Raw genomic sequence first — 14,504 nt, 5'->3', positions numbered from 1 at the left:
TATGCCCACAATAACTGAACATAAACCCGGCACCCTGGTACATTATCGCCAGCGAGACTGGATGGTATTACCTTCCGATAATGCTGATCTACTCTGCATCCGCCCCCTTGGCGGCTCAGAAGAAGAAACCACAGCGGTATATTTACCTCTTCAGCTTTCGGCCGAAAAGATAGCAACCGCAGAATTTCCGACACCCCAGGCCACAGAAATTGGCTCTTTTGATACTGCACGGCTTTTATACGATGCATTCAGGCTATCGTTTCGCAATGCCTCCGGGCCTTTCCGGTGCATGGGTAAGTTATCTTTCCGTCCCAGGGCTTACCAGCTGATCCCATTGGTAATGGCTTTGAAGCTCGATATACCAAGATTATTGATTGCCGATGATGTGGGTATTGGCAAAACGATCGAAGCCCTGATTATTCTCAAAGAATTGATGGAACGGGGCGAAGTAAAACGATTTGCGGTTATCTGCCCACCACACCTCTGCGAGCAATGGCAGCAGGAACTAAAAGACAAACTGGATATCGATGCCGAGATCATCCGATCCAGCACAGCAGCCAAACTCGATCGGCAATTGCCCGACGATCGGAGTGTATTTCACCATATGCCCTATCAGGTCGTATCCATAGATTATATTAAGGCTGATAAACGGCGTGGCATTTTCCTGAATGATTGCCCGGAATTTATTATTGTGGATGAAGCCCATACCTGCACCCTGCCATCGGGCGCCAAAAGTAAATCGCAGCAGCAGCGTTATGCTTTATTATATGATTTAGCTGCCGATCAAAAAAGGCAGATTATACTATTGACCGCCACACCCCATAGTGGTAAAGACAGCGAATTTGCTGCTTTGCTGGGACTGTTAAAACCGGAATTTGGCAAGCTTCACTTTGATAACCTGGAGCGAAAAGAACGCGAAAAAATAGCCCGTCATTTTGTACAGCGAAAGAGGGAAAACATCCGGCGCTGGCTAAACGAAAAAACCGATTTTCCCGAAAGAGATTCCAAAGAAATAGGCTTCTCCTTAAATGAAGATTATCAGCTTTTCTACAACAGCCTGTTGCAATTTGCAAGGGGCATTTCGGCAGATGGGGCCACCAATGAGCAAACCAAGCTATTGCGTTCGTGGGCTGCCATATCGTTGATAAAGGGGGCCATGAGTAGTCCTGCTATGGCCCGGGAGATGTTGCAACGCCGCAGGGAAAAACTGGACGAGGGTATGGCTGAATTGACCGGTGAAGAACCAATCGAACTCAGCCTGTTTGAAAATCTCGAACAGATAGAAGATATGCCCAGACAGGATATTGTAGAAGCGATCGCTTTTTCCCAAAGCGAAAAGACAGCGTTGGAAGCATTGTATCAGCAGGCTGATGTCTTATACCGCAATCACTCCGATCAAAAGATAGAAGTAACCATCAAACTAATAAAGCAATGGATAAAAGAGGGATACGACCCAATCGTATTTTGCCACTATATACCTACGGCCAACTATGTAGCCGAGCAACTGAAAGCAGCCCTCCCCAAGAATGTACACGTTGAGGCCATCACTTCCGAGTTGGCCGATGAGCAACGGCGCGATCGGATCGACATCATGGGCAATGCTGCCCGGCGGGTACTTGTGGCAACAGATTGCCTAAGTGAGGGTATTAACCTCCAGGAGCATTTTACCGCGGTATTGCACTACGACCTACCCTGGAATCCCAACCGGATTGAACAGCGGGAAGGCAGGGTGGATCGTTTCGGACAAGCTGCCCCTACCGTAAAAACCTATGTCTTATATGGCGAAAACAATGAAATGGACCTGTTCATACTGGAAGTATTGATCCGGAAAGTACGCGACATTCAGCGATCTACCGGAGTGTCCATCATTATCGGCGAAAACAGCAAGTCTATTATGAGCGAGGCCGCACAACGCCTTTTACGTAGCGACCGGAAACAAGGAGGAAAGCAGCAGCAGCTATTTCAAGATACCGAAGAGGTGATCACCAATGAGCTGGAACTCGCTCGTAAACGTGGTGAAAACATACGCAGTATTTTTGCACACGAAACCGTTGATCCCAATACGATCAAAGCAGACTTGGAACAGGTAGACGAAGCCATCGGGGATTTGCAAAGCCTGGCCCATTTTGTAAGCAGTACCGTACAACAATTAGGTGGTGTTTGCCAGCCGGACGGACAAAGTGGCTATACGCTGCAACCAGATAATCTGCCAGCCCACATCAGGGCATGTTTTAAGCAGCAAGGCCCGGTAAAAATAAGTTTTGCATCACCAACCCCTAAAGGATATACCTACATCGGGCGAAACCATAAGTTTACCGAAATGCTATGCCAGTTTCTCATTGCCCTCTCTTTTGAACCCAAACCTAATTATGGTAAAATAGCCCGGGTATGTGAAATACAGACGGATAGCGTGGTCACCAAAACGGTACTGGTAATGTTCCGCGTAAGAAATGTAATTAAAGAAGTGAACGCTTCGCGGGAAAGCATAGCCGAAGAAATGTACCTGTGGGGCTACCGAAGCGTTGCCGGCAATATAGAAGTCCTGGATTTTGCTACGGCAAAGAATCTTTTAACCCAATCAAAAAGCTTAAGCAACCTATCCATAGATCGCCAACAAAACAACATAGCCGAAGAGCTGCAACGCTTTGCTGCTATGAAACCACATTTTATGGACTTAGCTAACCTGCGGGCAGACCAGCTAGTAGCTGCCCATGCCCGGTTTAAAGAACTGGTAGGCGGCCGACGCTATGAGAAAGCTACACCTGTGCTACCCCCAGACATAATGGGGATTTACCTGTTAATGCCTAAGCCTAAAGACCTGTAAGATTATGACATTTACTTCCATCCTGATACAAGGCAATATAATAAGTACTGAAGTGCTGGACAAAATCCGTACAGAGGATATCCGTTTCCAAACACCCAAAGATTTCCGCCTTGCGCCCAATACCACGGTAAGAGATGAGATCAGCATTGCCTGGTCTTTAGCAACATCGCATTGGGAAGTGTTTAAGAAGAAAAGGGAGCAATTGGTGGAGACCGATAGCGGCACATCAGAAACACGTAAATACTGGATGCTACCATTGATGAGCCTGCTGGGTTATGAATTGGGTAGCGCAACAGCCGAACTGATCAATGGGAAAAGCTATGCCATCAGTCATAGAGCAACCAATCTTGATAATTTCCCCGTGCACATCATTGGCGTTCAGCAATCGCTCGACAAACGGGCCGATACAGGCGGACCAAGATTGTCGCCACATGCCTTGGCGCAAGAGTACCTGAACAACCAGGAACATTTATATGCCCTGGTGAGTAATGGCAAGTTTTTACGCCTGTTGCGTGATGCCACCCGTTTAAGCCGGCTCAGCTACCTGGAATTCAACCTGGAGCAAATCATGGAAGAGCAGCTTTATACAGAGTTTGCGTTGCTGTTCCGCTTGTTGCACGCCAGCCGCATGCCTCAGCAGATGGATGCCGGACCAGATAGTTACCTGGAATATTATCACCTGGAAGCCCTAGCACATGGTGGCCGAATACGCGAAAAGCTCAGTCTTGCCGTAGAAACATCTATTAAAGAAATAGCAAACAGTTTTTTACAACACAAAGCAAACGAAAATCTGCAGGAAGCAGTTGCTACCAATACGATAAATGCAAAGGATTATTACATTTATAATCTCAGGGTGATTTATCGACTCCTTTTCCTGATGGTGATCGAAGAACGAAAGCTCGTCTATCCCGAAACAAGAAATACGCAACTGGAAGCCAAACGTAAAATCTACTATGACCATTACAGCGTCCGGCGCATCTGTAGCCTGGCCGGTAAAAGAGTATTTGTAGAGCCCGAAAAATGTGATCTCTGGCTTTCTCTTCAGACTTGTTTCTCCCTGTATGAGCAGGATAGGTATGGCAGGGCATTGGGTATAGCTCCCCTAGGCTCCGGTCTTTTTGCGCCCGATGCACTAGGTATTCTAACGGGCCAAATGTTAAGTAATCAACATTTATTGAGCGTACTCCGGCACCTTACCAACTTCGTAAATGAATCGGGCCAACTGGTTCGTGTAAACTACGCCGATCTGGACGTAGAGGAATTTGGTTCCGTGTATGAAGGCTTGTTGGAATATGAACCCGAATTCAGTGGCGGGATGTTTATCTTCAAACAAGGCACTGACCGCAGCAAAAGCGGAAGCCATTATACGCCCGAAGAGCTGGTTAAGCCATTGATACAACATTCGCTGGAACACCAGATACAGGATAAGCTGAAAATGCCCAATCCTGAAGCCGCTCTGCTATCTTTAAAAGTATGCGATGTGGCTTGTGGCAGTGGGCACATCCTGTTGTCTGCCGCCCGGAGAATAGGCTTTGAACTGGCCCGTTTACGCAGTGGAGAAGACCAACCGTCGCCAACAGTACAGCGCCATGCTATCGGTGATGCCATACGACATTGTATCTATGGAGTGGATAAAAACCCATTAGCCGTTGAACTCTGTAAGGTGGCCATGTGGCTGGAAGCACACGAACCGGGTCAACCACTTAATTTCCTGGATCACCATATTAAATGCGGCGATGCCATAGTTGGACTGGGCCTTAGAGAAGAGCTGGAAAACGGGATTGCTAACGAGGCTTTTAAGACATTATCAGCCGATGATAAAGATATTGCCGCCGGCTTGCTTAAAAGGAACAAACAAGAGCGTAAGCGCATGGAATCGGCTCATGCTGCACAGCAATTAACTACCGATGTACAGGTGGATACGACTTTGCAGGAAACAATGGCTGCGTATAAAACATTTAGCCACCTGCCTGAAACCACACCGGAAGAAATTGACAGAAAAGCTAAGGCCTATAAAAAGTTTGTGGACAGTAAGGGCTTTACCTTTTTGAAAACCATGGCAGATCTCCAGGTGGCCCAGTTTTTTATTCCTAAAACCGAAAGTAACAAGCGAGTATTGATAACCGATGCCGATTACCGTTTGATATTAAGCGGGTATAAAGGCTGGCAGATCCCTGCAACGGCAAAAGCGGCAGCTGTGGCACATGAAGAACGTTTCTTTCATTGGTTTATTGAATTTCCTGAAGTGTTCAATGAAGGCGGATTCGATTGCATATTGGGCAATCCTCCATTTTTAGGCGGGCAGAAATTAAGTGGAAATTTTGGAGATCCTTTTTTGGAATTTATTAAACACCAGTTCACGCCAATAGGCGCAGTAGATCTGGTTACTTATTTCTTCAGAAGAATCTTTTCCATTATAAAAAAAGAGGGCTTTCAATCGCTGATCTCTACCAATACCATTGCGCAAGGCAAAGCCAGAGAAGGTGGGTTGGACTTTATTGTAAACAATGGAGGAACCATCAACCATGCCATACGAAGTATGCGCTGGCCGGGTGTGGCCGCAGTAGAAGTCTCTTTAGTAACCATCACCAAACGCCGCTGGGACAAAAAGTACTTTTTGGATAATAAAGCAGTACAAACAATTACCCCTTATTTAGACGATTCCCTGGTGATAGGAAATCCATTTCCTCTGAAGCAGAATGTAAAGAAAAGTTTTATGGGCAGTGTTGTACTGGGCAAAGGCTTTGTAATCACACCCGAAGAGGCTGAAACACTTATTAAGAAGGACCCGCGAAATAAAGAAGTTCTGTTCCCCTACCTAAATGGTGATGATTTGAATAACAGTCCAGATCAGAACGCCAGTCGCTGGGTGATCAACTTTTTTGACTGGAGTGAGGGAAAGGCGCAAAGCTATCCTGCGTGCTTCGAAATAATTGAACGTTTGGTGAAACCTGAGAGACAAAGACCCAATAACAAAATGGGTAGAGAAAAATGGTGGCAATTCTACAGAAGAGGAGTTGATTTATACGAGACCATATCTCAGTTAGACCAGGTCATGGCGGTAGCACTAACGAGTAAAACCGTTGCAATTACCTTATTACCATCTAATCAAGTCTTTTCTCATTCTTTAGGCCTTTTCGCTTATAATGATTTCGCAGCCTTCTGTATTTTACAATCTACAATTCACAATATATGGGCTTGGCTATATGGTTCATCTATGAAGAGCGACCTAAGGTATACGCCGTCGGTTTGTTTCGAAACATTTCCATTTCCTCTAAATGTCTCTGATGAGCAGATAGAACAAATGATACTTATAGGAAATAAATATTACGAAACCAGACAAGTATTAATGAAAGAATCCCAAATTGGACTTACCAAGGTTTACAACTTGTTTCATGGAGAAAAAATTAAAAAAACAGACGAAGAAAAAAATAGCTTAACGGATAACGCTTTCTTAAAAGAATTTGGCAAAGAAGCTATATCACTTAAAAGACACTTGCACCTTATTGAAGGCATTACCTATAATGAAACAATTGAGCAAATAAAGTTATTACGGTCATTACACATTAGAATGGATGCTGTAGTCTTAAGTGCTTATGGTTGGGATGATATTGAGTTGAAACATGATTTTTACGAATTGGATTACCTACCAGAGGGTGACAAAGTTCGTTATACCATACATCCGCTGACTCGTAAAGAAATATTAAAACGTTTACTCGCATTAAATCATCAATTGCATGCATTAACAATAGAATCATCAAAACCAATCCTTGCTAAAACAGATTTGCAGGAGGGTAATAGTCCTTTTACCCTCTTTTAGCTGTCGAGTGGGTCCGAAAATAAATTAATTGATTCCGACAATTTGTATATCGTTTTACCCGCCGTTGTTATTTCTGCAGAAACTTCAATACTATGCCTTTCATTATTTAATACAAAAAGCCGTTTAAGTATTTCTCGCCGGGCGTTAGTATCTATCGAAAAACGAATACGATCATTTTCAGGTAAATGTTCTATTTCATAGAAATTGTGCATTAATTGGATATCATTCCACCCATATGCTGCTAGAATAATCTTGTCTATATCAGAATGAAGCTTACGCAGTTTTAGAATATCCGTGTACAATTCATGAGACGCTTCCAGCTTAGAATTATGAAATAAGTTGTAAGTTTCCGTTAGTCCTATATTGGCCTTAGCTATTATGGTCTTACGAAATTCACATAAGAGGAATCCCATTTCTTCAAAACTATTTGAATCTGTCATTGGAAAGGGAAAGGTTTCAAATGCTCGACTTGCTGAATATCTCAATGCGTCTCCTTTCATGGTTGAGCTATTTTTCCACGCCCATATCTCGTGAATTGAAGATGACAAAACGGCATAGTCAAAAAAAGATTTCAACGCAAGAACTACTGTTGCTTCAGAGTAAACAATATTTTTGGGGACAATAGAAACCATAAAATATTTTGATACTCTCGGTAAAACCATGACCTGGTCTAACTGAGATATGGTCTCGTACAGCTCACCTCGTGTACGCAAGAATTGCCACCATTTCTCACGCCCCCTTTGATCATTTTTTGTCATTCTTTCCGGCTTCACCAGTCGCTCTACAATCTCAAAACAATCAGGGTAAGCCCGTGCCTTTTCCTCACTCCAGTCAAAAAAGTTAATCACCCAGCGGGAAGGCCTCTGTTCTGGATCACCATTTAAATCTTCGCCATTCAGATATGGGAACAAGACATCTTTATTCCTAGGGTCTTTTGCTATTAGTGCTTGTGCTTCCCCAATGGTGAGTACAAAGCCCATTCCTAATACATAACTTCCAATAAAACTTTTCTTTACATTCTGCTTCAGAGGAAATGGATTTCCTATCACCAGGGAAAACTATTCAAAGTCTGCTAAAAGCTTACAAAACCTGTGAAAATGTCTCCTCATTGAAATTATATTGGTTATTTAGACTTCAGAAATACTTCATAAGGAAAATATGGCAACACGCATAACTTACAGCTTTGTACTCAAACCTGAGGCAAATAAAAGAGGTCTTAATCCTATATACATAAGAGCATTCCAACACGGAAAAAAAATAGAAATAGCTACCTCTGTAGCATTATCAAAAGAAGACTGGTCTGAAAAGAAACAGCGGGTAAAGAGGAGGAATCTTGCCCATGAAAAATATAATGCCATTTTGGAAGCTTTTGAGAAAAAAGCGCTGAAAGTTATCCTAAATAATTTTGTCCATGAAGATACCGCTTTGACTTTAGGCCAATTTAAAGATTACATGCACTCTGCAGGGCAATCGGAAGAAAGCTTTACCAATTACATTCTTCATTACCTGAATGAAAACAAAGCCCGACTAAAGCTAGAATCCTGGTGGAGTTATAAATCGCAGATAACAAAAATGTTGAAGTTCAAAAAGGAAGTTGCTTTTGCAGACATCAACGAGAAATTTATTAATGACTACCAGCACTATATGCTCCATGTGTTGCGTAATAATGAAAACACAGTAAGTAAAAGTCTTCGATCCCTTCGAACCTTCGTTAATATCTCCATGCGGTATGGGTATATTAAAAGCAATCCTTTTAAATACATCACGATCAAGAAAGTAGATGGAAAAAGAGACTTTCTTACCGCTGAAGAATTGAATAAGCTGTCGCAAGCCTACTTTACAGGTGAAATTGTAGACGTCAAAGAAAAAGAGATATTGCAATATTTTCTGTTTTCCTGTTATACAGGGTTGCGGTATTCAGATCTGAAGGTACTTAAAACATCGTCAATTGAAGGAAACAGTTTACAGATAAAAATGCATAAAACTGGGTATATGGTAGGTATCCCATTAACAAATAAAGCCCTGCAGCTACTTCCTGAGCAATCTCAGTCTCAAACAGTATTCCGTGTATATTGTAATAAAGTCACCAATCGCATTTTAAAAGAACTTGGACGGCGATACAATATTCCTAAAAAGTTGACTTGTCACGTAGCAAGGCATACTTTTGCTACTGTATCCATAACACTGGGAATCCCCATTGAAGTGGTCAGCAAATTATTGGGGCACACGAATCTGAAAACCACTCAGGTTTATGCTAAAATTGTAGATAGTGTAAAGGAGCGGGAGATGGCGAAGTGGGATACATTATAACCAGTGGTTGTCTTCCATGAACAATAGGTAGGAAATTTAACTGGTTATTTAATATATGAGCCGTTGGTTTATATATTGATAGGAGTCTAAACATTTTTAAATAATTTATTTGTTGGAACTAAATTATGAAAGGGTTTTTATTTGTGTAATTAACTGTTAATCATTTAAATAAGCTGGCTAGTTTCTTCAAATCTTCAATAAAAGAGTTCGACATTTGATCGGGATAGACCACTTCACGGGAAAGCTGCGCAGGAGGCGCGTCTTTCCCGTTTTCATTTTCACGCAAATTCTTGGTAATGTGGAAGATAAGGGCTGCTGCTTCGTTGAGCCGGGTAGTTCGATACTTTTTTCCGTCAAAAAGGAGTTTTTCCCGGAAGATACAACCTAATAATGCGCGTTTAGTCTGTACATCTCCATCTAGGTACATTCTTTTCAGCCTTGACAGTGCTTTAATGGCCGTTAATAGCATTCTGTCAATACTCATTGAGTTGGATTTTGGAATCGTCAGGTTCGTTAAAGCTAGTTCGAAACGTTTCAATTGATCTTCACATTCTCGCTTGATTATCTTAAAATCTGCTGCTTCAATCTGGTCTTCAACCAGCAAATTTCTTGCGTTTGTAAGCTTCTGCTGTACTTTTACAATCTGTGCGCTGATTCCTTGTCTTTCATCAGAGCTGTTACCTCTTTGCATTTTATAGATATCTGCGATTACCTGTTTGTATAACTCTTCCATTCCCGGCAGGGGCACAAACTTTTTAAGGAGTTTCTCAATACCGTCATGAACCATATCTGCCCTGTACCTGCAACCACAGCCAAACTGTGTCTGCGCGTGATAATAATAGTAATAGTTGCCTGTGCAGCTTTTTGAGGAGCTACCGGTAAGACCGCGGTTGCACATTCTGCATTGCAGGAAACCTTGCAGAGGCAGTGCCTTGTTACCTTTTACCGCCACTTGAATAGGTCTTTCCCGTCCGGTTAATATATCTTGCACTTTGTAAAACATCTCTTCAGAGATCAGTGGCTCATGCTGCCCGTCAACTAAATATTCATCTTCTCCCTTATACGCTTTGATTTTGATCTTGCCACAGTATAGCGGGTTCCTCACTTGGCGGTAGAAGTTCGCCCTACTGATCTTGATTCCTTCATCGTTTAGCTTCTTCCTGATCTGGTCGGGGGCGAATATTCCTTCGTGGATTGATTTGAAAATATATTGCATCGTTGGCCCTTCAGTTGGGTTGATCGCGATGTATTTGCTGCCGTCTTCGCGGGTTTTGTTGTCGTACCCGAATGGAGCCGTACCCATGCAGCGGCCTTCTTTCTTCGCCCTGCGCATTCCGCTTTTTACATTCAGCGCCCGTCTGTCGTTCTCTACTTCGGGCGCAGCCAGGTAAAAGGCCAGCATGATTTTGTTCTCTGGTATTTCTAAATCCAGAGGCTGTTCCATTGCCTGCGCTTCTATATCTAAGTTCTTCAGGATAGCAATCATTTGATATGCGTCCCCGGCATTTCTGCTGAACCTATCCCATTTGGTAAATAGAATTACATCGGTGTTTTTCCCTCTGTGCCTTTTCAGGTCGGTCAGTAATTTCTTCCATTCCGGGCGGTTGAAGGTCTTTGCTGAATGATCTTCGAAGACAGTCCTGATGATCTCGATATTATTGATCTCACAGTATCTTCTTAAACGTTCGTCCTGATCTCTTTGAGAATAGCCTTTGTCGGCTTGTTCGTCTGTACTTACACGTACATATAAAATCGCTTTTTTCATGTGGATTGGGTTTTTATGTACTGATCTATCGCTAAGGCTCCGAAATCATAAAGGAAGTCTAAGATCAGTTTTGCTTCTTCAATAGTTACTTTTGTGCCATGCTCTTGCAGCAGTTTAACTGCCTGCTGCGATGTCACTCTTCTTGTCTCCGGTCTGATGTATTGAATGTCTGTTTTCATTTCTGCTCCTGATTGAACATCAATGATCGGGAACTAAATTTCAGCGTATTCAATAAAGTCCGGTACTGCTGAAAGATGTTTTTGTAGTATTTTAGGTTGTTGTTAGCTGTCCTTTTTTCCTTCCAAAAAAAGGAGCTAGCCGAAGTTGGGCAAAGCCTCACTTTTCTGCCTTTAAGCTATCGCTTTGCAGGCTTTAAAGGCTCTCCGGGAGCCTTTGGGTACTTTTTGAGTTGCTTCAGGCCAGAAAAAGGAGCCCTATAGAGGGTTCCCTACAATTTTTGTCAGCATCGAGGAGACATATAATTCGTAAACCTTTGGTACTCCGTATATAATCGAGGCTCGCAGCCTCGATTATATACGGAGTGATCCTATAAATTATCAGTTAGATATCTTGCCCTCTCTGCCAGTGCAGCCTTGTGCCACTGCCTCATTATTTCTCTGCCGTCGTTTTCCGCTTTTAGTACATCATCGCGGTGATTTTCGAAGTTGTTTTTTAATACATCAGTAAATCTTTTCAGGTAGTGGTCTTCCATGTCCTCATTCACTTCATATTTAGATTCTTCTACATCTAAAAAATGGAGGAAGAAATAGGTTGCCCAGCGGTCGGTATCATTTGGCCTGCTGTAGAAAGAGGGGAAGGAAATTTCATTAACAAAAGACTGGATGATGTTTTCCGGTTTAATCTGATAAATGCTGCAAAGGATGTTAAAATCCTCTGGTAAATGGATTTTTGTATTAGCTTCCATAATCGGTGATTTAGTTTAGGTTCATACTTTGGTGATGTGAGAGATAGAACTCTCTCAGGATTGCTGTTCTTTCTTCGAGGTCACGGATATTATATAGTTCAAGACGCAGCTCTGCCATTCTCTCATAGAAATCAACTTCATGCTCGTCAAGGTGTAATAGCTGACTTGAATCTCTTCTCAGCCCATTGACTATGAGCATGAATAAATCAAAAGTAAAATTCTTATTTGGTTTCTTCATGGCGCTGCGCGCGTGGGCTTCAGCTACAGATATCCTGCTCATGAAATATTCGAGGTATTCTTTAGGATAACAGCTATGCAGTTCGCATAAGACACAGATGTCTTTATTCAGGTTTACTTGCGTATTCTCATCTAAATAAAGGAAATCTGTAGGGGTGTGAAGCCTTTGCATCGTTTCAAATATGGCATTCATCAAGGGCTGGCTTTGTCTTCTTCTGACTGTGAGTTTGCTTCTTTTCTTTTTCGCCAGTCTGAAAATTCCGGCAATAGAAGTGATTGCAGTGTCTTTGCATTTCAACAATGATTTAGATCTTTTCAGTCCGCCGGGTCTTGACTGGACATATTGAGCAATGGTTCTGGTGGCTTCTGAAAATCCTTCGCTATATTCTTCACACAGGGAATCAAATAGGCTGGAATGATCGATAAAGATTTGGAGGACTTCTTGTTCACTGACCTTGTATATCGTACATGCTACTTTAAATTCCATTGGAATTGTAAGTACGTTGTGGTTAATTCGTTTCATAGTACAGGTCTTTAGGTAAATCCAAGGTTAAAGCATCTTGCAGTTCTTTATAGGCTAGTGCCTCATCGTTGAGTTTTACAAGGTGAGCGGTACATAACGATATTGTTAGTTCCAGAAATGACGAAACCCGATGGTAGAGCTTAGTGGCTTCATCTTGATCTACAGAAAAGCTGCTGGTATAGCGGGCACCGCAATAGCTTTTTACAAGAAGGTCGAACAGTCTCTGATCTTCAGGGTTTCCTGATAGGAAGAGTTTAGAAGGTTCTTCTGAGAAACTTTTGCATAGCCCCAGCATCCGGGATAAGTTATGAATCTCGGAACGGTAAGCGATATGCACTCTGATCAGGACGATGCAGCATTGTTCTGCGACCTGATGCAGCATAAATGTGGAGACTGTATACTGTTGCTTATTTAAGCATTCTCCGGCTCCCTGAAGAAAACCGTTTGCTAAGTCAATACGATGGGTGAAATGTTTTGTCGCTTTTGCTACTGCTTGTGTAGGAATGAAACGGATGTTTGAGTTATAAGGTAGTAGACCATCGTGACTGTATAGCAGTTTTGCTGACTTATAAATCGTGATGAAGAAACGACTGTTCTTCCTGATTGCCTCCAGAATTGTTTGTTGACCGTGGCATAAGATTGTGATCTTGCCCATCTTGTAATGATTGTTTGCAAAATCCTGTACGTCATGATCAATGCGGGTAACGGTTTCTGTTACCATTAGCAGGCAGTAATCGCAGTTTTGGCTTGTTTCAGCGGTTTTGAAGCATCCTTTGTTTTCTACTGTGTTGATGTTTTCACTGAAGCAGAATAGCTGCTGTGGTTGGAATTTCTGAATTAGGGATTGGAGGAACTTTTTGAAGTGTTTTGCCTGGTGATTCGCAGGCGGTATGATTTGCATTTCCATATGTTGATCTCATTTAGTTCGTTACACCTTTATGAGTCTGTGGAGTGCGGTAGATAATAGATGTGGGGACTGCAAACCATGGTTGCTTAAAGTTTCTGACGCCTTACACTAACATGGAATTACAGCAGCCCCCACATCTATTCTAATGCACAAATATAGTGCATCTTTAAATAGACATGGGAAATATCTGCTGTCTTGCGTTAGCGGCGTCAGAATGCAACTACAAGACTCTTATATTTAATTAATTATCGTTAATTCAAAGCTATAAAATCAATTTAATAAAAGCAAACAATTGCACAAAAGTAAATGATTTACATCTGTCAATTTGTTGTTATGGCACAATTTGATAGGAAGATAATTGGTGAAAACATTAAGGCGTTAAGAGAGGCATCTGGACTATCCCAGCAGGATTTTTCTCATCTGGTGGAAATCTCAAGAAGAAGCATCGCTAATATCGAGGCAGGGAATGGAGGGAATAATTTAGACCTATTGGACAGGATTTCGACTTTTTTTAATGTGAAAATTGCTGACATCTTGAAAAAGGAAATCAACTTGACTCTTAATTTTAGAGAGAATTTACTTTCTTATCACAAGAACAACGAACCCTTATTAATTTTACTGAATAAGCAGCCTAATATTACTTATGCCATTAAATATAAGCTGCTTAAAAGCGATTTTTTAGATACGCCAAAAGAGGTAAATGAAATCAAATCGTTTTTTGCACAATACGGTTGGAAGTATTTAGGCACATCCATATCGAATGCATTGAAGAGAGAACAAGACAAAATAATTGTTACTAGACACGAATTAAAGAGGAATACCAACATTTATTCAAAGACCGGAAAAATTATTCCAACGGAGTCACAATAATAAACGAATAATCTAGAAACGTCAGAAAAATTTATGGTAGAGAATTTACTTAATTCAGGGGTAAATCATATTGCCATGTGTTCCATGACATATCTGTATACTTACTTTCATATGAATCAGGCAAAGGATAAATTATTCGAACCTCAGGATTGTGTAATGCAAACATGCAAGCTCCTAATGCCATCGGTTTAGTGCCAAGTGGTGCTATATTTATAAATGCGTTCTTGTTGTCTAATACGGTAGTCATTGGGCCAAGCATAACGGTGATACTGGGCCAGTCAAAACGGAAATCGTTGGGCCAAAAGATTGGCCGCCATTACGGA

General features: G+C 41.9%; 10 protein-coding genes. 4 read left to right on the top strand and 6 right to left on the bottom strand.

Annotated features, from left to right (window positions below):
- Window position 1: 1 nt before the first annotated feature.
- Together BLW16_RS13160 and BLW16_RS13155 are read left to right on the top strand one after the other, a co-directional pair.
- Complete coding sequence (locus BLW16_RS13160) at window positions 2-2,824, top strand: helicase-related protein (RefSeq protein WP_090557324.1); 2,823 nt, start codon at window positions 2-4, stop codon at window positions 2,822-2,824.
- Between the two features lie 4 nt (window positions 2,825-2,828).
- Window positions 2,829-6,644 (top strand): Eco57I restriction-modification methylase domain-containing protein, encoded by a 3,816-nt coding sequence (locus tag BLW16_RS13155; RefSeq protein WP_217631569.1) that lies wholly within the window; start codon window positions 2,829-2,831, stop codon window positions 6,642-6,644.
- On the opposite strand, the gene BLW16_RS13150 is transcribed toward BLW16_RS13155, so the two are convergent.
- Window positions 6,641-7,693, bottom strand: coding sequence for a type IIL restriction-modification enzyme MmeI (locus BLW16_RS13150; RefSeq protein ID WP_090557322.1), 1,053 nt, complete (start codon window positions 7,691-7,693; stop codon window positions 6,641-6,643). The genes BLW16_RS13155 and BLW16_RS13150 overlap by 4 nt on opposite strands.
- Window positions 7,694-7,802: 109 nt before the next feature.
- On the opposite strand from BLW16_RS13150, the gene BLW16_RS13145 reads away from it, so the two are divergent.
- A complete protein-coding gene (locus BLW16_RS13145; RefSeq protein ID WP_090557320.1) occupies window positions 7,803-8,954 on the top strand; it encodes a site-specific integrase in 1,152 nt (383 codons plus the stop codon).
- Window positions 8,955-9,114: 160 nt separating this feature from the next.
- On the opposite strand, the gene BLW16_RS13140 is transcribed toward BLW16_RS13145, so the two are convergent.
- From BLW16_RS13140 to BLW16_RS13120, 5 genes are all read right to left on the bottom strand, one after another.
- On the bottom strand, window positions 9,115-10,719 hold the full coding sequence (locus BLW16_RS13140) for a recombinase family protein (protein ID WP_090557318.1): 1,605 nt from the start codon (window positions 10,717-10,719) through the stop codon (window positions 9,115-9,117).
- Window positions 10,716-10,898 (bottom strand): hypothetical protein, encoded by a 183-nt coding sequence (locus BLW16_RS13135; RefSeq protein WP_090557316.1) that lies wholly within the window; start codon window positions 10,896-10,898, stop codon window positions 10,716-10,718. The genes BLW16_RS13140 and BLW16_RS13135 overlap by 4 nt, the downstream gene beginning before the upstream one ends.
- A 368-nt stretch (window positions 10,899-11,266) precedes the next feature.
- Window positions 11,267-11,644, bottom strand: a complete 378-nt coding sequence (locus tag BLW16_RS13130) for a hypothetical protein (RefSeq protein ID WP_090557314.1) — start codon at window positions 11,642-11,644, stop codon at window positions 11,267-11,269.
- A gap of 10 nt (window positions 11,645-11,654) precedes the next feature.
- A complete protein-coding gene (locus BLW16_RS13125) occupies window positions 11,655-12,404 on the bottom strand; it encodes a hypothetical protein (protein ID WP_090557312.1) in 750 nt (249 codons plus the stop codon).
- On the bottom strand, window positions 12,391-13,311 hold the full coding sequence (locus tag BLW16_RS13120; RefSeq protein ID WP_090557310.1) for a HEPN domain-containing protein: 921 nt from the start codon (window positions 13,309-13,311) through the stop codon (window positions 12,391-12,393). Before BLW16_RS13120 ends, BLW16_RS13125 begins: the two co-directional genes overlap by 14 nt.
- 333 nt (window positions 13,312-13,644) lie before the next feature.
- On the opposite strand from BLW16_RS13120, the gene BLW16_RS13115 reads away from it, so the two are divergent.
- Window positions 13,645-14,181, top strand: coding sequence for a helix-turn-helix domain-containing protein (locus BLW16_RS13115; protein WP_175470574.1), 537 nt, complete (start codon window positions 13,645-13,647; stop codon window positions 14,179-14,181).
- The last annotated feature ends 323 nt before the right edge of the window (window positions 14,182-14,504 follow it).

This window comes from Pedobacter hartonius, from assembly GCF_900107535.1.
Taxonomy (GTDB): domain Bacteria; phylum Bacteroidota; class Bacteroidia; order Sphingobacteriales; family Sphingobacteriaceae; genus Pedobacter; species Pedobacter hartonius.
Note: the sequence above shows the minus strand (reverse complement) of the source record. Positions and strands in the feature narration are given on the sequence as shown.